Origin of the sequence: Bacteroides acidifaciens (assembly GCF_903181435.1) — a bacterium.
GTDB lineage: Bacteria > Bacteroidota > Bacteroidia > Bacteroidales > Bacteroidaceae > Bacteroides.
Genome location: NZ_CAEUHO010000001.1, coordinates 279,205 through 305,272 on the forward strand (window position 1 = coordinate 279,205; position 26,068 = coordinate 305,272).

The window sequence follows — 26,068 nt, forward strand, 5'->3', positions numbered from 1 at the left end:
AGACCTTAAAATGCATATCCGAAACCTACATTCAAATAGATGGGATACATGGAGAAAGTAATTGTATGGAAATCATTTTTAAAGATGTTGTTCAGTCCCCAGGTGAGATCTGCATATACATTCAGATGTTTGAAAGCTCTCCATCCTGCTCCTACCTGCAATCCCCACTGGAAATGCCGCAGGTCGTCCGAGAAATCATAGGTTGCTATCTTTCCGTCAGTAAATTCCACTTTGGGACCGGTAGGGTCATCTTCTCGCAGATACCCTTCATATACATTCCCCGAGAATTCTCTTGAAAGTATATAAGAGAAATAGGGACCTGCCTTTATATTCCACCGGCCCGTCAATTTATAAGTAGCCATCAAAGGAATCGTCAGTCCTGCGGTGTGTACTTTGGTTTTTACTCCGCCCGTCCATACACCGCTGATTCTTTCACCTCCTTGTCCGAGAATCTCCATATTGTAGTTCTTTACAGTAGCTTCGGTCGTCATGGCCTTGTTTTCGAGACGTAGCCCTACGATGATGCCCAGTTTGTTCTGGACGGCTATCCATTTGGTGACTTCGCCGCCGATTGTAATGGCAAGCATCGGATTATAGCCGTCTATCGAACGGATTTCCACAGGCAGAGGAAGTGGAGCGGTGCCACCGATACTGATTCCTGCTTTTACTTCATATTCCAGTCCGCGTAAGGCGGAGCGGATAAGTGTTTCGTTCCTGTCCACTTGTGAATAGCTGGGCAGGGACATTCCTATACAGGCAAGTAAACTGAATATATATGGGTAAATTCTCATCTTTGTAACTATTATAAAATTAATTTTCCGAGTGATAGATTAGTTCGACTTCATCAATCAATAGAGTGCTTCCGATTGCTCCGTTGAAATAAGCGCCTTCCAGGCTTGATGTGAATACGATGGCAACATTATATTTGCCATCTTTCAACTTCTCCTTATCGATAAACTTGCCGGGAAGCGTAGTGAACGGCAGTTTGAAATATGTCCATTCGTCTGTTTCTTCGGCATTGTCAATGCGTGCTATCGAAACTAGGTTGGGACTGGTGAATGCATTGCTGCCGTCCAGCGTAGGAACAGACTCGGTCGTCTCGTACATGATGGCGTATATATCGCATATGTCACGTTTGCCTTCGACAGTACTTCCTCCTTCCGTGAATTTATCCCCCGCCTTGTATTTATAATAACCTGCCAGGTAAGTCGGCACATACCGGAAAGGCAGTCCGAATTTCGTAGCTTGAAGCGGGTTACTCATGGCATTGCCCACATCGAAAGAACCGATGAACAGGTTTCCTGCCGCGATTGGCATTCCCATCAACTGCCCGAAGAATCCCGTGCTGCGTGTCACCAAAGAAAGGCATTTTCCCTCTTTGCCGTCCGTAATCTGGAAAGTGGGGTAGTCATCGGCTGTTTTAGGTACTCCGGTTAGGGCGTAACCCGCGTTTCCGCTAGCCCATTCCATCACTACCTTGTCGCCCTCACGTTCCACAAAGATGTAGTACTTCTTTCCGCCTAAAGTATCTTCGAAATGATAATTAGTGGCAAGCTCTGTATCTATGACGGACACCGTATAAGTCTTTTTCCAGACACCGTCGGCGGCTGTGACGATGTATTTCTGCGGAGAGTTAAAGTCGCGTACGGTTCCGCTTTGCGGACTGATAGTTGCCCCCGGAGTCAGGGTGAACTCCGGTGCAAGTGCCGAAACGTCCGTTCCCGGTCCGACAAATAGAGTGACAGAATTATTATTGATGATGGGGTGTGTAGTCATTACTACTCCCGGCAGTTTGCAACTTAGTATATCAGCCTCTGCATTGGGAGCTTCGTCGCGAATACAAGAAGACGAAATAATAACCAATAGCAAATAGAAAATCACGTGTTTTGCTTTCATTTTTCTCTTATTCTTGCTTAAAACTTTGGTTTCTCGAAGAATTAATAACAAAATGAGACTTTATTTGTTCACTAAGATGTGCAGGATAGAAAAGAATTTTCTATTTTTGTGGGAACAAAACTTAAAAAGCGCATGACTCAATCTGAAAGACAGCAAATTATAGAGCTGATAAAAAAAGAAGTGATTCCGGCTATTGGTTGCACGGAACCCATTGCTGTGGCACTTTGTGTAGCCAAAGCGGCAGAAACATTAGGTGAGAAACCCGAAAAGATAGAGGTATTATTGAGTGCCAATATACTGAAAAATGCCATGGGGGTAGGAATTCCCGGCACGGGCATGGTGGGTCTTCCTATCGCTGTTGCCTTGGGCGCGTCAATCGGCAAATCAGAATATCAGTTGGAAGTCTTGAGAGACTGCACACCCGAAGCCGTAGCACAAGGCGAACAGTTTATCGCAGAAAAACGAATCTGTATCTCTTTAAAGGAAGATATTGAGGAAAAGCTATATATCGAAGTGATTTGCAAGACCGGCGATAAAACTGCCAAAGCTGTCATTGCTGGCGGTCACACTACCTTTATATATATAGCCAAAGACGAAAAAGTGCTGCTCGACAAACAGCATACTGCCAGTGCAAAGGAAGAAGGTGCTTCTCTCGAACTGAACCTGCGTAAAGTTTATGACTTCGCCCTGACAGCTCCTCTTGATGAAATCCGTTTCATCCTCGACACTGCCCGCTTGAACAAAGCTGCCGCCGAACAAGCTTTCAAAGGCAACTACGGACATTCTTTAGGAAAAATGCTTCGTGGCACTTATGAACATAAGGTGATGGGCGACAGTGTATTTTCGCATATCCTTTCTTATACTTCAGCCGCTTGTGACGCCCGAATGGCAGGAGCCATGATTCCGGTCATGAGTAACTCCGGCAGCGGTAATCAAGGTATATCCGCTACCTTACCCGTCGTAGTCTTTGCCGAAGAAAACAATAAGAGCGAAGAAGAACTTATCCGTGCCTTAATGTTGAGCCATCTTACGGTCATCTATATCAAACAAAGCTTGGGACGCCTGTCCGCCTTGTGTGGTTGTGTAGTAGCTGCCACAGGCTCAAGTTGCGGAATTACCTGGCTGATGGGTGGAAGCTACGACCAGGTAGCCTTTGCCGTTCAAAACATGATTGCCAATCTGACGGGAATGATTTGCGATGGCGCGAAACCGAGTTGTGCCCTAAAAGTGACCACCGGAGTTTCAACAGCCGTATTGTCAGCCATGATGGCTATGGAAAACCGTTGTGTGACTTCCGTAGAAGGAATTATTGATGAAGACGTAGACCAAAGTATCCGCAACCTGACAAGAATCGGCTCGCAAGCCATGAACGAAACGGATAAAATGGTGCTCGATATTATGACGCACAAAGGATGCTGAAATAAGAACTGACTGATAAAGAAACAGGTAAATAAAAAATGGATAATGAGCTTTCCGGCTTCATTATCCATTTTATTTTTATTAGCTGCTGTTATCAACAGCCCTATTTCTTAATTAGTGGCAGTGTCCACCTTCGCAACCGCAATCGTCGCCGCATTCGTGGTCACCGCAGCCACCACCGCAACTGTCGCATCCGCAACCGCATCCACCTTCACCGCTCATCATTTTCACCAACTCCTGGATTTCTTCGTTGGTAGCAGGACGGCTTTCAATCACTTCACCTTCAAAGATAAGGTCGGCACCTGCCAACGGGTGGTTGAGGTCAACTACTACCACGTCCGGTTTGATTTCCACTACGGTTGCGTTCACGCGCTGACCGTCACCGGTCATCAAAGGTACGATATTTCCTTCTTTGATACGTTCGCTGTCGAACTTACCGTCAATCTCGAAAATGTTTTTAGGAAGGTCAATCACGTGTTGTTCGTCATATTGACCGTATGCTTTATCTGCTGTGATGGTAAACTCAAATTTATCACCTTTAGAAAGAGCAGTCACTTGATTCTCGAAGTCTTCGAGTGTTGTTCCTAATCCTGAAATGAATTGAAAAGGATGTTCTGCTTTTGCTTCTTCGAACAACTCTTTTTCACCATCTTCCATTGTATATAGTTTGTATGCAACGGTAATGTACTTGTTTTCTACTGTTTCCATCTGATATTTTATATTTCTAAATTAATAAATTCCTGCAAACGGGCTGACAAAGATACGAATAATTTGCTTGCGCGCGGACATAGGGAATGTAAATTTCAGATTATTAAGTGCTTTTGTTAGAAAGCTTCTTTGAGACGCATACTTGTATAATAGTTGTAAATCCAACCTTTAAGTAATAAAATAGAGAAATAATACCACTATTATCTTACAATTATTAGCTTTTAAGTGATTTTTTTCTTCGATTTGTTTGGAGATAATAAAAAAGCCCTTACCTTTGCAGCACAAAAATAAAGAAAAAGAAGATATGAATATGTTACATACATCTATTAACCTAGCAGTCCTGCATATTATTCGCGTCGTGGTGGTGCCATCAAGAGCGTGAGAAAGGTTTTTGTGTTGTATGTGTTCGTACCATAAAAGATAAAATTTAGAGCCTTTCTCGCTGATGTGAGAGAGGCTCTTTTATTAAAAGACAGATTGAAATGAAAAAGCAATTACGCAGTTCGTTTAGTACACAAGGCCGTCGGATGGCGGGAGCCCGTGCGTTATGGGCAGCCAACGGCATGAAGAAAGAACAGATGGGCAAGCCCATTATCGCTATCGTCAATTCGTTCACGCAGTTTGTGCCGGGACATGTGCACTTGCATGAAATCGGCCAGTTGGTGAAAGCTGAGATTGAAAAGCTGGGATGCTTTGCTGCGGAATTCAATACAATCGCCATCGACGATGGCATCGCCATGGGACACGATGGAATGCTTTACTCGCTCCCTTCGCGTGACATCATTGCCGACAGCGTAGAATACATGGTCAATGCACATAAGGCGGATGCGATGGTGTGTATCAGCAACTGCGATAAAATCACTCCGGGAATGTTGATGGCGTCTATGCGCCTGAATATCCCTACCGTATTCGTATCGGGCGGCCCGATGGAAGCGGGAGAGTGGAACGGCCAGCACCTCGACTTAATCGACGCCATGATTAAATCTGCCGACCAAAGCGTAAGTGACGAAGAAGTGGCCAATATCGAGCAGAACGCCTGTCCTACCTGTGGATGTTGCTCCGGCATGTTTACTGCCAACTCCATGAACTGCCTGAACGAAGCTATCGGATTGGCTCTTCCCGGAAACGGAACGATCGTGGCTACGCACGAAAACCGCACGCAACTCTTCAAAGACGCTGCCAAGCTGATTGTGGAAAATGCAATGAAATATTATAATGAGGGAGATGAAAGCGTACTCCCCCGCAGCATCGCTACCCGCGAAGCCTTCCTGAACGCAATGACACTCGATATCGCGATGGGCGGTTCCACTAATACGGTGCTCCACCTGTTGGCTGTTGCCCACGAAGCGGAAGTGGATTTCAAGATGGATGACATCGACATGCTTTCCCGCAAAGCTCCCTGTCTCTGCAAGGTAGCTCCGAATACACAGAAATACCATATTCAGGATGTGAACCGTGCTGGCGGTATTATCGCTATCATGGACGAACTGGCAAAAGCCGGACTTATTGACACATCTGTTCGCCGCGTAGACGGAATGTCCCTGGCGGAAGCTATCAATGAGTACTCAATCACCAGTCCGAATGTCAGTGAGAAAGCTATCAAAAAATATTCGAGTGCAGCCGCCAGCAAATTCAACCTCGTACTCGGCTCTCAAGGCATGTACTATAAGGAGTTGGATAAAGACCGTACGGCAGGATGTATCCGCGACCTGGAACACGCTTACAGCAAGGACGGCGGCCTGGCAGTGCTGAAAGGTAACATCGCTCAGGACGGTTGTGTGGTAAAGACGGCAGGCGTAGATGAGAGTATCTGGAGGTTTATCGGTCCTGCCAAAGTGTTTGATTCGCAGGAAGCAGCCTGTGAAGGTATTCTCGGTGGTCGAGTCGTCAGTGGCGACGTTGTCGTCATTACGCACGAAGGTCCGAAGGGTGGTCCCGGTATGCAGGAAATGCTTTATCCTACCTCTTATATAAAATCCCGCCATCTCGGGAAAGAATGTGCCTTGATTACCGACGGACGTTTCAGCGGTGGAACTTCCGGCTTGAGTATCGGACATATTTCGCCCGAAGCGGCAGCAGGGGGGAATATCGGAAAGATTGTTGATGGGGATATTATTGAAATCGACATTCCCGCCCGGACGATTAACGTGCGACTAACGGATGAAGAATTGGCTGCCCGCCCGATGACACCTGTCACTCGCGACCGTTATGTGCCGAAGAGTCTGAAGGCATACGCTAGCATGGTCAGTTCCGCCGATAAGGGAGCAGTGAGAATAATCGACTGATATACATCTTTCAATATCAAAAAGAATGAGTAAAGACTTAATAACAGGTGGAGAGGCGCTGATGCGTGCTTTGGAACATCAAGGAGTAAGCACCATCTTCGGATACCCCGGCGGTTCTATTATGCCGGTGTTCGATGCCTTATTCGACCATCAAGATACGTTGAATCACATCTTGGTTCGTCACGAACAGGGAGCTGCTCATGCGGCACAAGGTTATGCCCGTGTATCGGGTGAAGTAGGTGTTTGCCTGGTGACAAGTGGCCCCGGTGCTACGAACACGATAACCGGCATTGCGGACGCAATGATAGACAGTACGCCTATTGTGGTGATTGCCGGACAGGTAGGGACTGCTTTTCTCGGAACAGATGCTTTTCAGGAAGTCGATTTGGTAGGCATCACCCAACCAATCGCTAAATGGAGTTATCAGATTCGTAGGGCGGAAGATGTGGCTTGGGCAGTGGCGCGTGCGTTCTATATTGCCCGCAGCGGTCGTCCCGGCCCGGTAGTGCTGGACTTTGCCAAGAACGCGCAAGTGGAGAAAACGAAATACGAACCGACGAAGTTGGACTTTATCCGCAGTTACGTTCCTGTGCCCGATACGGATGAGGACGCAGTAAAAGCGGCTGCCGAACTGATTAATAATGCCGAACGTCCGCTTGTACTGGTGGGACAGGGCGTTGAACTGGGCAATGCGCAAGGCGAATTGCGTGCTTTCATAGAAAAGGCGGACATGCCTGCGGGCTGCACACTGCTTGGTCTTTCGGCTTTGCCGACGGAGCATCCGTTGAATAAGGGCATGCTGGGTATGCACGGCAACTTGGGACCGAATATCAATACCAATAAATGCGATGTCTTGATTGCTGTCGGCATGCGTTTTGACGACCGTGTGACTGGCAACCTCGCTACCTATGCCAAACAGGCAAAAGTAATCCACTTCGACATCGACCCTGCGGAAGTAAACAAGAACGTAAAAGTGGATATAGCTGTCTTGGGAGACTGCAAGCATACATTGGCTTCCGTAACGGAACTTCTGAAGAAGAATACTCATACTGAATGGATAGACAGTTTCAAGGAATATGAAAAAGTAGAAGAAGAGAAAGTAATCCGTTCCGAACTTCATCCCGCTACGGACTCTCTGAGTATGGGCGAAGTGGCACGTGCAGTAAGTGACGCAACCCATCACGAAGCTGTTCTGGTGACGGATGTAGGTCAAAACCAAATGATTTCCGCACGCTACTTTAAATATACGAAAGAACGTAGCATCATCACTTCCGGCGGACTCGGAACCATGGGCTTCGGTCTTCCTGCCGCTATCGGCGCAACTTTCGGCGCACCGGAACGTACCGTATGCGCATTTATGGGCGATGGCGGACTCCAGATGAATATCCAGGAGCTGGGAACCATCATGGAACGGAAAGCTCCGGTGAAAATTATCTGCCTGAACAACAACTTCCTCGGCAACGTACGCCAATGGCAAGCCATGTTTTTCAACCGCCGCTATTCATTTACACCGATGCTGAATCCGGACTATATGAAGATAGCTTCGGCCTATGATATTCCTTCCAAACGCGTCTTCACTCGTGAAGAACTGCAGGAAGCCATCAAGGAAATGCTCGCTACGGACGGCCCGTTCCTGCTCGAAGCCTGTGTGGTGGGAGAGGGCAATGTCTTACCGATGACTCCCCCGGGCGGTTCGGTAAATCAGATGTTGTTGGAGTGCTAGGGGAAGTTGAGAGTTCGCATTTAAAATTTAGAGTTATGAGTGATAAGACATTATATACCATCATCGTTCATTCGGAGAATATCGCCGGATTGCTGAACCAGGTAACGGCTGTATTTACCCGTCGGCAGATAAATATTGAAAGCCTGAATGTATCCGCGTCGTCAATTAAAGGCGTACATAAATATACAATTACGGCTTGGACTGATAAGGATACGATAGAGAAGGTGGTGAAGCAGATAGAGAAGAAGATTGACGTTATCCAGGCGCACTACTTTACGGAAGATGAGATTTACTTCCATGAGATTGCTTTGTATAAGGTATCTACTCCTGAGTTTCAGGAGACACCGGAAGCGTCTAAGGTGATACGCAGATATAACGCCCGCGTGGTAGAAGTGAATCCCGTATTCTCTATTGTCGAGAAGAACGGCATGAGTGAAGAGATTACTTCGCTTTATGGTGAACTGAAGTCCTTGAATTGTGTTCTGCAATTTGTCCGTTCGGGACGCGTAGCTATCACTACCAGTTGCTTCGAACGGGTGAACGAGTTTCTTGACGGACGGGAAGCCGGCTATAACCAAAGTAAAAAACAACAGGAATAATGAGTGAATCAAATAAAATAGGAACTTATAAGTTTATTGCGGAACCGTTTCACGTTGATTTCAACGGACGACTGACAATGGGTGTGCTGGGCAACCATCTGCTGAATTGCGCAGGTTTTCACGCCAGCGACCGTGGCTTCGGCATCGCGACATTGAACGAGGACAATTATACCTGGGTACTTTCCCGACTGGCTGTTGAACTGGACGAAATGCCTTACCAATATGAGGACTTCTCCGTTCAGACATGGGTGGAGAATGTGTATCGCCTCTTCACCGACCGTAACTTTGCCGTTATCGACAAAGATGGTAAGAAGATAGGTTACGCCCGTTCGGTATGGGCTATGATAAACCTGAATACCCGTAAGCCTGCCGACTTGTTGACACTGCACGGCGGAAGTATCGTAGACTATGTGTGCGATGAGCCCTGTCCGATAGACAAGCCCTCGCGCATCAAGGTGACAAGCGACAAGCCGCTGGCTACGCTGACGGCCAAATACAGCGACATCGACATCAACGGTCATGTGAACAGTATCCGCTATATAGAGCATATCCTCGATTTGTTTCCGATAGAATTGTATAAGACCAAACGTATCCGCCGTTTTGAAATGGCATATGTGGCGGAAAGTTATTTCGGGGATGAACTCTCGTTTTTCTGTGACGAAGCTAATGAGAACGAGTTTCATGTCGAAGTGAAGAAGAATGGCGGCGAGGTAGTCTGTCGCTCGAAAGCAGTATTTGAGTAAATAGAATATAAAATCAATTAATAACGGATGGCGTAAGCCATCAAAACTAAAAACAAAAAAGAAAATGGCACAGTTGAATTTTGGCGGAACTACTGAAACAGTAGTAATCCGTGACGAATTTCCATTAGAAAAAGCTCGTGAAGTATTGAAGAATGAAACCATTGCTGTAATCGGTTATGGCGTGCAGGGCCCGGGACAGGCACTGAACTTGCGTGATAACGGTTTCAATGTAATCGTTGGACAGCGTGAAGGAAAAACATACGAAAAGGCAGTGGCAGACGGATGGGTTCCGGGTGAAACGTTGTTCGGAATCGAAGAAGCTTGCGAGAAAGGTACTATCGTAATGTGCCTGTTGTCTGACGCGGCAGTAATGTCTGTATGGCCTACTATCAAGCCTTACCTGACTGCCGGAAAAGCTCTTTATTTCTCTCACGGCTTTGCTATCACCTGGAACGACCGTACAGGCGTAGTTCCCCCTACTGATATCGACGTTATCATGGTTGCCCCTAAAGGCTCGGGTACTTCTTTGCGTACCATGTTCCTCGAAGGCCGTGGCTTGAACTCTTCTTACGCTATCTATCAGGATGCAACGGGTAAGGCTTATGAAAAGACAATCGCATTGGGTATCGGTATCGGTTCTGGTTATCTGTTCGAAACCACTTTCCAACGTGAAGCTACTTCCGACCTGACAGGCGAACGCGGTTCATTGATGGGAGCTATCCAAGGTTTGCTGCTGGCACAATACGAAGTATTGCGTGAAAACGGTCACTCTCCTTCCGAAGCGTTCAATGAAACTGTAGAAGAACTGACTCAGTCACTGATGCCGCTTTTCGCAAAGAATGGTATGGACTGGATGTACGCAAACTGCTCTACTACTGCCCAACGCGGTGCTCTCGACTGGATGGGTCCTTTCCACGATGCTATCAAGCCGGTAGTTGAGAAGTTGTACCACAGCGTTAAGACTGGTAACGAAGCCCAGATTTCTATTGACTCCAACTCCAAACCGGATTATCGTGAGAAACTGGAAGTGGAACTGAAAGAACTTCGCGAAAGCGAAATGTGGCAGACTGCTGTGACAGTACGCAAACTGCGTCCTGAAAATAATTAATCCGACTGGATGATGTAAGTTTTATAGGAAGGGAGAACCCAAAAGTTCTCCCTTTTCTTTTACCCGATAATAAACTGTTTTTTAATGAACGACATCAGCCTTTTGTAGAAAGGATGCCTGGTTAGGGTGGCCGCATCTCCCAGTATGACGAGCTTCATCCGTGCCCGGGTGATAGCCACGTTCATTCTTCGCAGGTCATTCAGAAACCCTATCTGCCCGTCCTCGTTGGCGCGGACAAGGCTGATGAAAATAACATCCCGCTCCTGTCCTTGGAAGCCGTCTATCGTATTCACGGTGATGAGGCTGCGGAAAGGGCGCAGGAAACTGCTTCCTTTGATTTTGCTTCTCAAATATTGTACTTGTGCCTTATAAGGTGAAATCAGTCCGAAATCAATCTTCTCTTCCAGTATCCGTTCCTTTCCGATTCGGTTGATATACGCTTCCAGTTCCTGCAAGAGCAGGTTTGCTTCCTCTTTGTTGATGCGTCCGAAACTCTCGCCCACGAACTCTTCGTGGAAATCCATTTCCGAGGTATCTATCCAGTTCATCGGTGTGTCGAAATCAAGGATTCCCCGGTAGCGCACTTCGGGGGCGGCTTCCAGTTCACCGTGGTAGAACCAGTCGGAAGGGAATTGCATGATGGCTTCGTGCATCCTGTATTGCACTTTCAGCAATGAGACGGCAGCCGGCTTTTGTTGGACTATCTTTTCCATTAATGTACGTTCCAGTCCGCCACGGGCGGCTTCTATACATTTGATGGTAGGCGGAAGCTGGCAATGGTCACCGGCGAGGATGACCCGGTCGGCCTTGCGGATGGCAATCCAGCAGGCGGCTTCGAGTGCCTGGGCGGCTTCGTCTATAAATAAGGTAGAAAACCGTCGCCCGTTGAGCAGGCGGTGGTTGCTGCTCACCAATGTAGAGGCAATCACGCGGGCGCTGTCAAAGAGGTCGGCGTTGATAAGTATCTCCAGTTCCGTGGCACGGTCACGCAGGCGGCTCATGCGGTTGCGCATACCTTCCCGTTCGGTGTAGCTTCCCCGACGCATCCGGCCATTCATTTCGCGGATAGACTTACGGATACCCCATAATTCGGGATAGGCCGGATGGCTCTCAAACCGCCGTTCGTAAGTGGAAGACAACATTTTGTCGTTTACCCGTGTCGGATTGCCGATACGGAGCACTGCTACCCCCCGGTCTACCAGTTTCTCACAAATCCAGTCGACAGCGGTATTGCTCTGTGCGCAGACAAGCACCTGCGGTTCCCGGTGCAACGTTTCATAAATGGCTTCGACAAGCGTAGTCGTCTTTCCGGTTCCTGGCGGGCCGTGTACAATGGAGACGTCACGCGTGCAGAGTACCTTGTTGACGGCTGTTTCCTGCGTATTGTTCAGCCACGGGAAGCGTACCGGATATAGCTCACGAAATCCGGGCTTTTGCGTTCCGAGTAATGTGTCGCGCAGTTCTGCCAACCGGTTTCCTTTGGCGCGGATTACATCTTCCAACGCTTCGAACATAGCCCGATAAGACGTCTCATCAAAATAAAGCTGTACGCCAAGCAGTATATTAGGAGTTTGCAACTCTGCCAAAGCTCCTGCTCCGGGCAATACGACCACCATCCGCTCTTCATCTGCGTAACTGACGGTAGCGATGAAATTCATGTACTTCATCTTCCCCTCAAGTGACTGGTGGAAAAAGCAGACGGGGCGTCCGAACTCAAAAGAGTGCTCTATTTCTTTATTTTCGGTACGTGTAATATCTATTACAAGCTGATTTAGGGAATTGTAGTAACTTCGACCGGGCGAGACGGGATGCCAGCACAGACCGCGTTTTACTTTCTGGGCAACACCCATCATTTCGGTCTGCCGTTTGAACTCCTCTTTTTCATATTCGTACTCCATCCGTAGAAGGAGCTGTTGTTGCTGAAGGTCGGCTGTCGGACTTTTCGGATTATTATTCATAATAGCTGCAAAGGTAATAATTCTTCTCCCCGGGTCGAAAAAATATTTCATTTTGTTAAACATTACTCGAACGATGTTCGTTATTTTAATAGATAGACTAAAAAAATAAAAAGCGATATGGTATATGATGTGACTATGTTAGAAGCCTTCTATGCTGCTTATAAAGGAAAGCTGGAACACGTGCGGGCTGTATTGAAACGTCCTTTGACGTTAGCCGAGAAAATCTTGTATGCTCATCTTTATGATGCGGCTGATGTGAAAGACTACAAACGGGGAGAGGATTATGTGAATTTCCGTCCCGACCGAGTGGCTATGCAGGACGCTACCGCCCAGATGGCTCTGCTCCAATTCATGAATGCGGGTAAAGACCGGTCAGCCGTACCTTCAACGGTGCATTGCGACCACTTGATACAAGCCTATAAAGGAGCGAAGGAAGACATCGCCACGGCAAGAATGACCAACGAAGAAGTGTACGACTTCCTTCGCGACGTCTCTTCCCGCTACGGTATTGGCTTTTGGAAACCGGGAGCCGGCATTATCCACCAGGTAGTACTCGAAAATTATGCATTCCCTGGCGGAATGATGGTGGGAACGGACTCTCACACCCCCAACGCGGGTGGTCTGGGCATGGTGGCTATCGGCGTCGGCGGTGCGGATGCCGTGGACGTGATGACAGGCATGGAATGGGAACTGAAAATGCCAAAAATTATCGGTGTCCGTCTGACCGGAAAACTGAACGGCTGGGCATCTCCGAAAGATGTCATTCTGAAACTCGCCGGCATTCTCACCGTGAAAGGTGGAACGAATGCTATCATCGAATACTTCGGTCCCGGCACCGAATTTCTTTCCGCCACCGGAAAGGCAACCATCTGTAATATGGGTGCCGAGGTAGGGGCTACCACCTCGCTTTTCCCGTTCGACAGGCGCATGGCTACCTATTTGAGGGCTACCGGAAGGGAATGTGTGGTCGACTTGGCAGAATCCGTTGGCGCTGACCTTCGGGCGGACGAAGTCGTGACGGATGAGCCTGCGAAATATTACGACCGTGTCATCGAAATCGACTTGTCGGAACTCGAACCCTATATCAACGGTCCTTTCACACCGGACGCTGCCACGCCTATCTCCGAATTTGCGGAAAAAGTGTTGTTGAACGGTTATCCCCGTAAGATGGAAGTCGGACTCATTGGTTCGTGCACTAACTCTTCTTATCAGGATTTGAGCCGTGCCGCTTCCTTGGCCAAACAAGTAGCCGAAAAGAACTTGAGTGTAGCTGCCCCGCTGATTGTGAATCCGGGTTCGGAACAGATTCGCGCCACTGCCGAGAGGGATGGAATGATTGGTGCTTTTGAACAGATAGGCGCTACCATAATGGCGAACGCGTGCGGTCCGTGCATCGGTCAGTGGAAACGTGAGACGGACGACCCGACACGGAAGAACTCCATCGTTACCTCTTTCAACCGTAACTTTGCGAAACGTGCCGACGGTAACCCCAATACTTATGCTTTCGTCGCTTCTCCCGAACTGACTATGGCACTGACTATCGCGGGCGACCTGTGCTTCAATCCTTTGAAAGACAGACTTGTGAACCATGACGGCGAAAAGGTGAAACTGACGGAACCTGTCGGAGACGAACTTCCTTTGAGAGGCTTTGCGCAAGGAAACGAAGGTTACATCGCCCCACACGGAGCGAAAACGGAAATCAAGGTGAAACCGGACTCCCAACGTCTCCAGTTACTGACTCCTTTCCCGGCTTGGGATGGTCAAGACTTGCTGAATATGCCGCTGCTAATCAAAGCACAAGGCAAATGCACCACCGACCATATTTCCATGGCGGGGCCGTGGCTCCGCTTTCGCGGGCATTTGGAGAATATCTCCGACAATATGTTGATGGGAGCAGTCAATGCCTTTAACGGGGAAACGAACAAGGTTTGGAACCGTTCGACAAATACATACGGAACAGTCTCCGGCACAGCGAAAATGTACAAGTCCCAGGGAATTCCCTCTATCGTCGTTGCCGAAGAGAATTATGGTGAAGGTTCCAGTCGTGAGCACGCTGCTATGGAACCGCGTTTCCTGAATGTCCGTGTGATTCTCGCCAAAAGTTTCGCCCGCATTCATGAAACGAATTTGAAGAAACAAGGTATGCTTGCCCTGACATTTGTCGATAAGGCCGACTACGATAAGATTCGTGAGCATGATGTCCTTTCCGTACTCGGTCTGGTGCACTTTGCGCCGGGACGTAACCTGACTGTCGTCCTTCATCACGATGACGGGACGAAAGAGAGTTTTGAAGTGCAACACACATATAACGAACAGCAGATTGCCTGGTTCCGTGCCGGTTCTGCCTTAAACGCAAGATAACTAAACGCCTGATAAAAAGATGAGCAAAATAACAATGAAAGCAGTTGGTACGCTGCTGGTGCCCAATATACCTACCGTACCTTATATCACCGGAGACGGAGTGGGAGCCGAGGTAACTCCTTCCATGCAGGCTGTTGTAGATGCGGCCGTTCGGAAAGCCTATGGTGGCAAACGCCGCATTGAATGGAAAGAAGTGCTGGCAGGCGAACGAGCCTTCAACGAGACAGGTTCGTGGTTGCCGGACGAAACAATGGAAACCTTTCAGGAATACCTGGTAGGAATCAAAGGTCCGTTGACAACTCCCGTCGGGGGCGGTATCCGTTCGCTGAATGTAGCCTTGCGCCAGACGCTCGACTTATATGTATGCCTTCGTCCCGTCCGTTGGTATCAGGGAGTACAGTCGCCTGTCAAATCACCGGAGAAAGTGAATATGTGTGTGTTCCGTGAAAATACGGAAGATATTTATGCAGGTATCGAATGGGAAGCCGGAACTCCGGAAGCAGAAAAGTTCTATCAATTCCTGAAAGACGAAATGGGCGTGACAAAAGTCCGTTTCCCGGAAACCTCTTCTTTCGGTGTGAAACCTGTATCACGTGAGGGCACGGAGCGTCTTGTACGTGCTGCCTGCCAGTATGCGCTCAACCATCATTTGCCATCCGTAACGCTGGTGCATAAAGGGAATATCATGAAGTTTACCGAAGGTGGTTTCAAAAAATGGGGCTACGAACTGGCGCAACGTGAGTTTGCCGATGCTTTGGCAGATGGCAGACTGGTGATAAAAGATTGCATTGCGGATGCTTTCTTGCAAAATACACTCCTGATTCCCGAAGAATATTCCGTGATAGCCACCTTAAACCTCAACGGAGACTACGTTTCCGACCAACTGGCGGCCATGGTAGGCGGTATCGGCATCGCTCCGGGAGCAAATATCAACTACCGGACAGGTCATGCCATCTTTGAAGCGACTCATGGAACAGCCCCCAATATTGCGGGAAAAAATGTGGTGAACCCTTGCTCTATTATCCTTTCGGCAGTAATGATGCTCGAATATTTTAACTGGAAAGAAGCGGCTGCTCTGATAGAGAAAGCCTTGGAACAAAGCTTCCTGGATGCTCGCGCTACACACGATTTAGCCCGTTTTATGCCGAATGGAACCTCCCTCTCTACTTCCGCTTTCACTCGTGAGATCGTGGAAAGAATTGAAAAATAGAAGTAACGAATAAAAAACGAAGAAAGATGAAAAAAGAGTATTTGATTTACAAGCTTTCCGAGGATATGAAAGAAGCTACCCGGATTGATAATGAATTGTTCCCGAAATTTGATGTGAAGCGCGGGTTGCGTAATGAAGACGGCACGGGTGTATTGGTAGGTTTAACTAGAATCGGTAATGTAGTAGGGTATGAACGTGTGCCGGGCGGTGGGTTGAAACCCATACCGGGGAAACTGTTCTATCGCGGTTATGATGTAGAAGATATTTCTCACGCTATAATCAAAGAGAAACGCTTCGGCTTCGAAGAAGTGGCTTACCTATTGCTTTCCGGACGTCTGCCGGATAAAGAAGAATTGCTTTCTTTCCGTGAGTTGATTAACGACAACATGCCGTTGGAACAGAAAACGAAAATGAACATCATCGAGTTGGAAGGAAACAACATCATGAATATTCTTTCACGCAGCGTACTCGAAATGTATCGTTTTGACGCGAATGCGGATGATACTTCCCGGGATAACCTGATGCGTCAGAGTATTGAACTGATTTCAAAGTTCCCTACTATCATCGCTTATGCTTATAATATGCTTCGTCATGCTACTTTCGGACGTTCTCTGCATATCCGCCATCCGCAGGAAAAGCTGTCTATTGCCGAAAACTTCCTGTATATGCTGAAAAAAGACTATACCGAACTGGATGCACGCACCCTCGATTTGTTATTGATTCTTCAGGCAGAGCACGGTGGTGGTAATAACTCCACTTTCACCGTTCGTGTTACTTCTTCTACCGGAACAGATACTTATTCGGCCATTGCCGCAGGTATCGGTTCGCTGAAAGGCCCGCTTCACGGAGGTGCCAATATTCAGGTTGCCGACATGTTCCACCATCTGAAAGAAAATATCAAAGACTGGACAAGTGTAGATGAAATAGACACTTACTTCACCCGAATGTTGAACAAAGAAGTGTATAACAAGACCGGACTGATTTATGGTATCGGACATGCCGTTTATACCATCTCCGACCCTCGTGCTCTTCTATTGAAAGAACTGGCTCGCGACCTTGCCCGTGAAAAAGGCAGAGAAAACGAATTTGCTTTCCTCGAACTGCTGGAAGAACGTGCCATCGCTACTTTCGGACGGGTTAAAAACAATGGAAAGACTGTCTCCAGTAACATCGACTTCTACTCGGGCTTCGTGTATGAAATGATCGGTTTGCCGCAGGAAATCTTCACTCCGCTATTTGCCATGGCACGTATCGTAGGCTGGTGTGCACACCGCAATGAAGAATTGACCTTCGATGGTAAACGGATTATCCGCCCGGCTTATAAGAATGTACTTGATGATTTGGCTTATATCCCAATTAAGAAACGCTGATAAGAACCAATCCTTTTATTAAATAGATAAGTAATCCCGGATGTGTGCCCGATCATTTCAGACGTGCATCCGGGAAATTTTACATTTTCTCCTTTTTTATGTTCGTAAAAGAATGTATTTCAGATTCTTTCTATTTTTTGTATCGTCGTTTATCTCCTTTTTGTTATTTTTGCGTGTTACAAAATAGATCGCTATGAATATAAATACTTTTAATCTGTTTCTGGGTGTGATGAGCCTGATTGCTTTGTTTGTTTTTATCGCCCTTTACTTTGTAAAAGCCGGATATGGTATTTTCCGCACAGCATCGTGGGGCGTAGCTATCTCCAATAAACTAGCCTGGATATTGATGGAAGCTCCGGTTTTTGTGGTGATGTGTGTGATGTGGATCTATTCCGAACGTCGGTTCGAGCCGGTGATTTTCACTTTCTTCCTCTTCTTTCAAATCCACTATTTTCAGCGTGCTTTCCTCTTCCCTTTGCTATTGAAAGGGAAAAGTAAGATGCCATTGGCAATCATGTCGATGGGAGTTCTTTTTAATCTGCTGAATGGCTATATGCAAGGAAAATGGATTTTCTATCTTGCTCCCGAAACGATGTATCAAGCCGATTGGTTCACTTCACCGTGGTTTATTATAGGCACACTGCTCTTTTTCGCAGGTATGCTGTTGAACTGGCATTCGGATTATATCATCCGCCATTTGCGCAAACCGGGAGACACCCGGCATTATCTGCCTCAAAAAGGCATGTACCGTTATGTCACTTCCGCCAACTATTTCGGTGAGATAGTAGAATGGGCAGGTTGGGCGATACTCACTTGTTCACTTTCCGGTCTGGTCTTCCTTTGGTGGACGATTGCTAACCTTGTTCCCCGTGCCAACGCTATTTGGTGTCGTTACCGCGAAGAATTCGGAGACGCAGTGGGAGAACGGAAACGAGTGTTTCCTTTCCTTTATTAGGGGCGCTTTTCATCATGACTTACGTATGACTTAAATAAAATATCAACTACTATGGAAACTAAACTTTTTAGCCCGGTCACCTTCGGACCTTTGACGCTGCGGAATCGAACAATCCGTTCGGCAGCTTTTGAGAGCATGTGTCCGGAGAATACTCCCACGCAGATGTTGCTGGATTACCATCGGTCGGTAGCTGCGGGGGGAGTGGGTATGACAACAGTGGCTTATGCCGCCGTGACACAAAGCGGACTTTCTTTCGACCGTCAGTTGTGGTTGCGTCCGTCCATTATTCCCCGTTTACACGAACTGACAAAAGCCGTGCACGATGAAGGTGCCGCAGTAGGTATACAAATCGGGCATTGTGGAAATATGTCCCATAAAAATATATGTGGTGTCACTCCTATATCCGCATCTTCAGGCTTCAACCTCTATTCTCCTACGTTTGTGCGTGGAATGGAAAAAGAGGAGCTTCCGGAAATGGCGAAAGCGTATGGAAATGCAGTCAATCTGGCGAGGAAAGCCGGGTTTGACGCCGTTGAAGTACATGCGGGGCACGGCTATTTGATTAGTCAATTCCTGTCTCCCTACACCAATCATCGGAAAGATGAATATGGCGGTTCGCTCGAAAACCGGATGCGTTTTATGGATATGGTGATGGAAGAAGTGATGAAAGCGGCGGGCAATGATATGGCAGTTTTCGTAAAAATGAATATGCGCGACGGCTTCAAAGGAGGAATGGAGATTGACGAATCCATACAAGTGGCCAAACGTCTGTTGGAACTTGGCGCTCATGGATTGGTGTTGAGTGGTGGTTTTGTCAGCAAAGCGCCGATGTATGTAATGAGAGGTGCCATGCCGATTCGTTCGATGTCTTACTATATGAATTGTTGGTGGCTGAAATACGGAGTCCGTATGTTTGGCAAATGGATGATACCCTCTGTACCCTTCAAAGAGGCCTATTTCCTTGAAGATGCACTGAAATTCCGTGCGGCTCTTCCGGATGCGCCGTTGATTTATGTCGGTGGTCTTGTTTCCCGTCAGAAAATAGATGAAGTGCTCGATTCCGGTTTTGATGCCGTGCAGATGGCGAGAGCTTTGCTCAACGAACCGGGATTCGTGAACCGGATGAAGCAGGAAGAACAAGCACGTTGCAACTGTGGACACAGTAATTATTGCATAGGACGTATGTATACGATAGAAATGGCTTGTCATCAACATTTGAAAGAACAATTACCTTCCTCTTTACAAAAGGAGATTGATAAACTGGAGAAAAAATGAGTGAAATGAAATGGGCAATCATCACCGGTGCGGACGGAGGAATGGGAACAGAAATAACACGTGCCGTAGCCAAAGCCGATTATCGAATCATTATGGCTTGTTATCATCCGAAGAAAGCGGAGATTGTTCGTGAACGTTTGAGCAAGGAAACCGGAAACCCGGATTTGGAGGTTATGGCTCTTGACTTATCTTCCATGCAATCCGTGATTTCTTTTGTCAGCCGGATCTCAGAAAGGAACCTTCCCATCGCTTTGTTGATGAATAATGCCGGAACAATGGAGACAGGCTTTCATACTACTTCCGAAGGATTCGAACGAACGGTAAGTGTGAACTATATAGGACCTTATCTGCTTACCCGGAAATTAATTCCGCTGATGGTGCGTGGAGCGCGTATCGTAAATATGGTTTCCTGTACATACGCAATCGGCAAGCTCGACTTCCCTGATTTCTTTTATAGGGGGAGAGCGGGAGAGTTTTGGAGGATTCCTGTTTACAGTAACACGAAGCTGGCTTTACTGTTGTTTACTTTCGAGCTTTCCGAGCAACTTCGGGAGAAGGGAATTACCGTCAATGCTGCCGATCCGGGAATTGTTTCTACTGATATCATCACTATGCACAAGTGGTTCGATCCGTTGACCGATATTTTTTTCCGTCCTTTTATCCGTAAACCCAAGAAAGGGGCTTCTACGGCAATCGGTTTACTGTTGGACGAGAAGGAAGCCGGTGTGACAGGACAACTGTATGTCAGTAACCACCGGAAAAACTTGTCTGATAAATACACGAATCATGTGCAAAAAGAGCAGTTGTGGGAGGTAACGGAACGTGTGTTGGCGAGTTGGCTGAAGTAGGGTTTCTTTTCTTTTTTTATTTAAATTATCTAGTATTTACTTATATATAGGTATTGTACATATCTATATACTTCATTTTTGTTGTCTTATTTTTACCAATAGATAGGGATTGTTTAGCACTTCTTTTTCTGCTTACCTTTGCATCGCTTTTAGAACAATGAAAAAGTTATAAAGTAAAAAGGTAAAAAGGAGATGAGCAATAAATGTTTTTTGGTTTTTCTGGCATTCTTGTTTTCTGTATCCGTATATTCACAACAGGGGCGTCACCGTAGTAGTTTAATTTCGGGCAGAGTGATGTCCACAGAAAAAGAAGTGGTGGATTTTGCGACAGTTTATCTGAAAGGAACCAACCAAGGATGCTATACAGATGAAAAAGGTATATATCATTTGAAAACGACAGCAGGTGAATATACACTTGTTGTTTCGGCTATCGGTTATCAAACGGTAGAAAAGAAAGTTAAATTAGCCAAGGGAGAAAGAATAAAAGTAAACGTCACTATTGCGCCGGCAGTAAAAGAACTGGGAGAGGTGCTGGTCACGACATCCGGAGTCGGCCGTGTGAATCAGTCTGCTTTTAATGCGGTAGCCATTGATGCGAAGAAATTGCATAACAGTACACAGACTTTGGCGGGTGCACTGACTAAAGTGCCCGGTGTAAAACTCCGCGAATCAGGTGGAGTGGGGTCGGATATGCAATTGTATATCGATGGCTTTAGCGGGAAACATGTGAAAATCTTCATTGACGGCATACCACAGGAGGGAGCCGGTGCTGCATTCGATTTGAACAATGTTCCTATTAATTTTGCTGACCGTATAGAAGTCTATAAAGGAGTGGTTCCCGTAGGATTCGGAACCGATGCCATTGGGGGAGTGGTTAATATTGTCACCAACAAGCAACCCGGAAAGTGGTTTATGGACGCTTCCTATTCTTACGGATCGTTTAATACTCATAAATCATACGTGCGCTTCGGACAAACGTTCAAGAATGGTTTTATGTATGAAGTCAATGCTTTTCAAAACTTTTCGGATAATGATTATTATGTAGACACTTACATACGCGAATTTGAGATTAAAGAAGATGGAAGCGTACGTTTTCCGCCACTTGACAAAAATAAGATTTATCATCTGAAACGTTTTAATGACCGGTATCATAATGAAGCCGTGATTGGAAAAATCGGCCTGGTAGGAAAGAAATGGGCAGACCGTTTAGCGTTGAGTTTCAATTATTCTCATTTCTATAAAGAGATACAAACAGGCGTTTATCAAGATGTCGTGTTCGGTGAAAAATTCCGCAAAGGACATTCGTTGGTCCCTTCTTTAGAATATTACAAAAAGAACTTATTGGTGAAAAACCTGGATCTGCTGTTGACTGCCAATTACAATCATAATATCACCAATAATGTCGATACTGCTTCGCGGGCTTACAACTGGCGTGGAGATTTTTATGAAAAAGGCAGCCGGGGCGAACAGTCTTACCAGAACAGTGAATCTAAAAATAAAAACTGGAATGGGACGCTGAAGATGAATTATCATATCGGACAGGCGCATACGTTTACTTTCAGTCATGTAATCAGTGATTTTGAACGTACGAGCCGCTCTACCATCGGTGCTTCTTCCAAATTCACGGACTTTTCTATTCCTAAAATCACCCGTAAAAACGTCAGCGGGCTTTCTTACCGTCTGATGCCGTCGGACAGATGGAATGTGTCGGCATTTGCCAAATATTATCGGCAATACAACAAGGGACCGGTATCGCAGAATACGGATGGAATAGGCAATTATATCAATCTGTCCAATACGGCAAGCGCTCTTGGATATGGAGCGGCAGGTACCTATTTTATATGGAAAGATCTTCAGGTGAAACTTTCGTACGAAAAGTCCTTCCGCCTACCGACTACGGACGAACTCTTTGGAGATGAAGACCTTGAAGCTGGCAAAATGAATCTGAAACCGGAGAAAAGTGATAATGTCAATTTGAGTTTCAGCTACAATCATCAGTTTGGCAAGCATGGATTGTATGCCGAGGCCGGTTTGATATATCGGGATACGAAAGATTATATAAAAAGAGGACTGGACGTATTGGGAGGAACAAGCTACGGATATTATGAGAACCACGGTCACGTAAGGACTAAAGGGTATAATTTGTCATTGCTTTATAGCTTCTCGCATTGGTTTGATATAGGAGGAACATTCAATAGCATTGATACTCGTGATTACGAAAAGTTTCTGGCGGGTTCCTCTTTGCAAGAAAGCATGCACTATAAAGTGCGTATGCCGAATCTGCCCTATCGTTATGCTAATATCAATGCAAATTTTTATTGGAATGACCTGTTTGTCAAAGGAAATGTATTGAGCATCGGTTATGATAGCTACTGGCAGCACGATTTTCCTCTTTACTGGGAAAATCTCGGAGATAAAGATTCAAAGAATATGGTGCCGGAACAGTTTTCTCATAATCTGTCTTTGTCCTACACCATGAAGAATGGACGTTATAATGTATCATTTGAATGTCGGAATTTCACCGATGCCCAACTGTTTGACAATTTTAGCCTGCAAAAAGCGGGGCGCGCATTCTATGGAAAGTTCAGAGTGTTTTTCGGTAAATAATAAGAGTAAGTTTTTAGTATCAATCAATAATAAAGAATATATGAAGAAGTTTTTATTACAGGCTTTTGCCGTAGCTTTTTGTTTGAGTAGCGGTGTGTTTGTGGCATCTTGCGACGATGATAATAATCCGGTGGATAACCCGCCGATTGATGGAGAAACGGCTTATGTGGTGGCTGCCACAACTGGTGAAGCAAGTTATTTGGTAGTAGCCAATTCTTTGGATGAAGGAACAGTGTCGACCCAAGGGAATGGAACTGAAGTGATTGGCGGTACTTATTGGGTATATAAAGGATTGGATTATGTGTTTGCTTTAGTTTATAATAAAGGTGGCGCAGGTACAGGAGCTTCCTATTATCTGGGTGCAGATGGTAAAATGAAAGAAAAGTACACATACACTTATAATCGTATCACGTCATACGGTACTTGGGGGGATAAAGTAGTGACTGTTTCCACTGGGGACTCGAAAATAACAGATGAGGATCAGAATGTGGCTCAAGCATTGTTGTTCAACTATCTGGATGCAACCGATGGCAGCCAGGAAGAGGGTAGCTTGCTTGCCGAAAATTACTTGGGTAATGGTGAAAAAGTTTCATGGGCAGGTCTGGTTGAAGCTAACAATAAGATTTATACATCTGTCATCCCAATGGGAATGAGTAAGTACGGTATTAAAAAATGGCCGGAAGCTGTGACAGATCAGGAACTTGTGACTAAGACTGACGGTGGTAGCGGCAGCGGTGCATATACAGCCGGTGTCATTCCTTCTACACAATACCCGGATAATGCTTACGTGGCAATTTATAGTGGCACGAACTTCAATGAGACTCCGGTGATTGCCAAGACTGATAAAATAGGCTATGCATGCGGTCGTATGCGTTCACAATATTATCAGACCATTTGGGCTGCTGATAATGGTGATGTCTATGTGTTCTCTCCCGGATATGGACGTACGGCAGTTTCATCTTCAGATTTGAAGAAGGTAACAGGACAGAAGCCTTCGGGCGCAATGCGTATCAAAGCAGGTGCAACAGATTTCGATCCGGATTACTATGTGAACTTTGAAGAGATAGGCACTAAACATCCTATTTTCCGTTGCTGGCACATCTCTGAAGATTACTTTCTGCTTCAATTGTATAAAAAGGGAGCGGAAGATATGATTAATGGCGGTACAAGTGCAGATGTCAGCGAATTAGCTGTTTTCAAGGCGGAAGATCAGACGATTATGCCTGTTACAGGTCTGCCGGCTGACGGAAAGTTTGGTGGCGAGCCTTATGGAGAAAAAGGGTATGCTTATATGGCTGTCACTGTGACTACGGGCGAGAATCCCGCCTTCTATAAAATAGACGCAAAAACAGGTAAGGCAGTTAAAGGTTTAACGGTAGAAGCTGACGCTGTCACTACGGTAGGTAAGATGGAATATCTTTCAAAGTAATACACTCGGTTAAATAGAGAATCTTTTGTAGATAAAAGCCTGCCGAGCGGAAAGCTTTACAGGCTTTTTCAAGAAATAGGATTGAAAACATGAAAAAAATATTCAGAAAGATACATTTGTGGCTTTCCGTCCCTTTCGGACTGATAATAACTCTTGTCTGCTTCTCCGGTGCCATGCTGGTATTTGAAAATGAGGTGAATGAGTGGTCTCGACGCGATCTTTACTACGTAGAAATGGTAAAGGAGTCTCCTTTACCTATGGATAAGCTGCTTGAAAAAGTGGCGACGATATTGCCTGACAGTGTATCGGTGACCGGTGTCAGCATATCTTCTGATCCCGGACGTGCGTATCAGGTTAGTCTTTCCAAACCACGTCGTGCATCTTTGTATGTAGATCAGTATACGGGTGAAGTAAAAGGAAAAAGCGAGCGTAGCGGCTTTTTTATGTTTATGTTCCGAATGCATCGCTGGCTGCTGGATAGTATGAATCCGGGAAATGAAGGGATCTTTTGGGGCAAAATGATTGTAGGTGTCAGTACGCTTTTACTTGTTTTTGTACTGATTTCGGGAATTGTCATTTGGTGGCCGCGTACACGTAAAGCATTGAAGAATAGCCTGACAATAACAGCAACAAAAGGTTGGCGAAGGTTTTGGTATGACTTGCATGTGGCAGGTGGAATGTATGCTCTGATCTTTCTACTGGCTATGGCACTGACGGGATTGACCTGGTCTTTTCCGTGGTATCGGACGGCTTTTTATAAGGTCTTAGGGGTGGAAGTACAGCAACGTTCCGCCCAAGGACATGAACAGAAAAGTGATGCTCAAAAGGGGGATACCAAATCGGCAGTCCATCGGGAAAAGAAACCATTCGCTTATTGGCAGGAGGTTTATGATAAACTAAGTCGCCAGAATCCGGAATATAAGCAAATCAGTATTTCTTCCGGTACGGCAAGTGTGTCTTTCAACCGTTTCGGGAATCAGCGGGCATCTGACCGTTATTCTTTCAATACGGATAATGGTGAATTTACAGAAACAAGTCTTTATCAACATCAAGACAAGTCAGGAAAGATTCGTGGTTGGATTTATTCTGTGCATGTTGGTAACTGGGGAGGAATGTTTACTCGCATACTTACCTTTATTGCTGCCTTATTGGGGGCTGCACTACCACTGACTGGATATTATCTATGGATAAAAAAACTCATAAATTGTACGGTTTTGAACTAATTGTGCCGAAAATTACCAAAGCCTCAATAAAGTTTGGTTCTCCTCCTTCACATCCTTCACGGATGGTAATCATCTGTTTGACAGGTGTTTTCTGTGAACAAATAAAGAAAAATCTTTTCTTCACGTCCTTCACGCCTTCACAATCCCCACAGTTTGCACTTTCACAGCCCGTAACCTTCGCATCGGGATTGTCAATCTTAGCAAATTGAACAGCTTGCATCCAAGAAGCCGACTGTAGTTGTCCACCTAGTCGACTTAAGTTGTCTAATCAGCCGACTATAGTCAGCCAAGTAGACAACTATAGTCGGCGATTAATAAATAGAAATAAAGTATACGATAAGACGGTAGTTT

At 46.1% G+C, this 26,068-nt stretch carries 19 protein-coding genes; 15 read left to right on the top strand and 4 right to left on the bottom strand.

Features of this window, described 5'->3' with window-relative positions; translation table 11 throughout:
- Positions 1–5 precede the first annotated feature (5 nt).
- Together CLIN57ABFB40_RS01120 and CLIN57ABFB40_RS01125 are read right to left on the bottom strand one after the other, a co-directional pair.
- Complete coding sequence (locus tag CLIN57ABFB40_RS01120; protein WP_175628525.1) at positions 6–791, bottom strand: porin family protein; 786 nt, start codon at positions 789–791, stop codon at positions 6–8.
- Positions 792–810: 19 nt separating this feature from the next.
- Entirely contained in the window at positions 811–1,896 is a 1,086-nt protein-coding gene (locus CLIN57ABFB40_RS01125; protein WP_175628526.1) for a PCMD domain-containing protein, read from the bottom strand.
- A 132-nt stretch (positions 1,897–2,028) separates the two neighbouring features.
- Between CLIN57ABFB40_RS01125 and CLIN57ABFB40_RS01130 the strand changes: the two genes are divergently transcribed.
- Positions 2,029–3,315, top strand: a complete 1,287-nt coding sequence (locus CLIN57ABFB40_RS01130; protein WP_175628527.1) for a serine dehydratase subunit alpha family protein — start codon at positions 2,029–2,031, stop codon at positions 3,313–3,315.
- A gap of 114 nt (positions 3,316–3,429) precedes the next feature.
- On the opposite strand, the gene CLIN57ABFB40_RS01135 is transcribed toward CLIN57ABFB40_RS01130, so the two are convergent.
- On the bottom strand, positions 3,430–4,023 hold the full coding sequence (locus CLIN57ABFB40_RS01135) for a peptidylprolyl isomerase (protein WP_175628528.1): 594 nt from the start codon (positions 4,021–4,023) through the stop codon (positions 3,430–3,432).
- Between the two features lie 482 nt (positions 4,024–4,505).
- Between CLIN57ABFB40_RS01135 and ilvD the strand changes: the two genes are divergently transcribed.
- The 5 genes from ilvD (at position 4,506) to ilvC (ending at position 10,481) form a co-directional block, all read left to right on the top strand.
- The gene (gene ilvD, locus CLIN57ABFB40_RS01140; RefSeq protein WP_175628529.1) at positions 4,506–6,308 is read left to right on the top strand and encodes a dihydroxy-acid dehydratase; all 1,803 of its coding nucleotides are present in this window, start codon (positions 4,506–4,508) and stop codon (positions 6,306–6,308) included.
- A gap of 25 nt (positions 6,309–6,333) precedes the next feature.
- Positions 6,334–8,031 (top strand): biosynthetic-type acetolactate synthase large subunit, encoded by a 1,698-nt coding sequence (ilvB, locus tag CLIN57ABFB40_RS01145; protein WP_175628530.1) that lies wholly within the window; start codon positions 6,334–6,336, stop codon positions 8,029–8,031.
- Between the two features lie 35 nt (positions 8,032–8,066).
- Positions 8,067–8,630, top strand: coding sequence for an acetolactate synthase small subunit (gene ilvN / locus CLIN57ABFB40_RS01150; RefSeq protein WP_175628531.1), 564 nt, complete (start codon positions 8,067–8,069; stop codon positions 8,628–8,630).
- Positions 8,630–9,373 carry an acyl-[acyl-carrier-protein] thioesterase gene (locus CLIN57ABFB40_RS01155; RefSeq protein ID WP_175628532.1) on the top strand — a complete coding sequence of 248 codons (744 nt, stop codon included), beginning with the start codon at positions 8,630–8,632 and terminating at the stop codon, positions 9,371–9,373. Before ilvN ends, CLIN57ABFB40_RS01155 begins: the two co-directional genes overlap by 1 nt.
- Before the next feature lie 64 nt (positions 9,374–9,437).
- Complete coding sequence (gene ilvC / locus CLIN57ABFB40_RS01160; RefSeq protein WP_175628533.1) at positions 9,438–10,481, top strand: ketol-acid reductoisomerase; 1,044 nt, start codon at positions 9,438–9,440, stop codon at positions 10,479–10,481.
- A gap of 59 nt (positions 10,482–10,540) precedes the next feature.
- On the opposite strand, the gene CLIN57ABFB40_RS01165 is transcribed toward ilvC, so the two are convergent.
- On the bottom strand, positions 10,541–12,490 hold the full coding sequence (locus CLIN57ABFB40_RS01165) for an AAA domain-containing protein (protein ID WP_175628534.1): 1,950 nt from the start codon (positions 12,488–12,490) through the stop codon (positions 10,541–10,543).
- Between the two features lie 66 nt (positions 12,491–12,556).
- Between CLIN57ABFB40_RS01165 and CLIN57ABFB40_RS01170 the strand changes: the two genes are divergently transcribed.
- The 9 genes from CLIN57ABFB40_RS01170 (at position 12,557) to CLIN57ABFB40_RS01210 (ending at position 25,717) form a co-directional block, all read left to right on the top strand.
- Complete coding sequence (locus CLIN57ABFB40_RS01170; RefSeq protein ID WP_175628535.1) at positions 12,557–14,800, top strand: aconitate hydratase; 2,244 nt, start codon at positions 12,557–12,559, stop codon at positions 14,798–14,800.
- Positions 14,801–14,819: 19 nt separating this feature from the next.
- On the top strand, positions 14,820–16,010 hold the full coding sequence (gene icd, locus CLIN57ABFB40_RS01175) for an NADP-dependent isocitrate dehydrogenase (protein WP_175628536.1): 1,191 nt from the start codon (positions 14,820–14,822) through the stop codon (positions 16,008–16,010).
- A 26-nt stretch (positions 16,011–16,036) separates the two neighbouring features.
- Complete coding sequence (locus CLIN57ABFB40_RS01180) at positions 16,037–17,380, top strand: citrate/2-methylcitrate synthase (RefSeq protein WP_065539319.1); 1,344 nt, start codon at positions 16,037–16,039, stop codon at positions 17,378–17,380.
- Positions 17,381–17,573: 193 nt separating this feature from the next.
- Entirely contained in the window at positions 17,574–18,335 is a 762-nt protein-coding gene (locus tag CLIN57ABFB40_RS01185; RefSeq protein WP_175628537.1) for a DUF1295 domain-containing protein, read from the top strand.
- Between the two features lie 51 nt (positions 18,336–18,386).
- On the top strand, positions 18,387–19,610 hold the full coding sequence (locus CLIN57ABFB40_RS01190; protein WP_175628538.1) for an NADH:flavin oxidoreductase: 1,224 nt from the start codon (positions 18,387–18,389) through the stop codon (positions 19,608–19,610).
- Entirely contained in the window at positions 19,607–20,458 is an 852-nt protein-coding gene (locus CLIN57ABFB40_RS01195) for an SDR family oxidoreductase (RefSeq protein WP_175628539.1), read from the top strand. The genes CLIN57ABFB40_RS01190 and CLIN57ABFB40_RS01195 overlap by 4 nt, the downstream gene beginning before the upstream one ends.
- A gap of 192 nt (positions 20,459–20,650) precedes the next feature.
- A complete protein-coding gene (locus tag CLIN57ABFB40_RS01200; RefSeq protein WP_175628540.1) occupies positions 20,651–23,065 on the top strand; it encodes a TonB-dependent receptor in 2,415 nt (804 codons plus the stop codon).
- 40 nt (positions 23,066–23,105) lie between these two features.
- Positions 23,106–24,494, top strand: coding sequence for a DUF4374 domain-containing protein (locus tag CLIN57ABFB40_RS01205; protein ID WP_175628541.1), 1,389 nt, complete (start codon positions 23,106–23,108; stop codon positions 24,492–24,494).
- An 89-nt stretch (positions 24,495–24,583) separates the two neighbouring features.
- Positions 24,584–25,717 carry a PepSY-associated TM helix domain-containing protein gene (locus CLIN57ABFB40_RS01210; RefSeq protein WP_175628542.1) on the top strand — a complete coding sequence of 378 codons (1,134 nt, stop codon included), beginning with the start codon at positions 24,584–24,586 and terminating at the stop codon, positions 25,715–25,717.
- Positions 25,718–26,068: the final 351 nt, after the last annotated feature.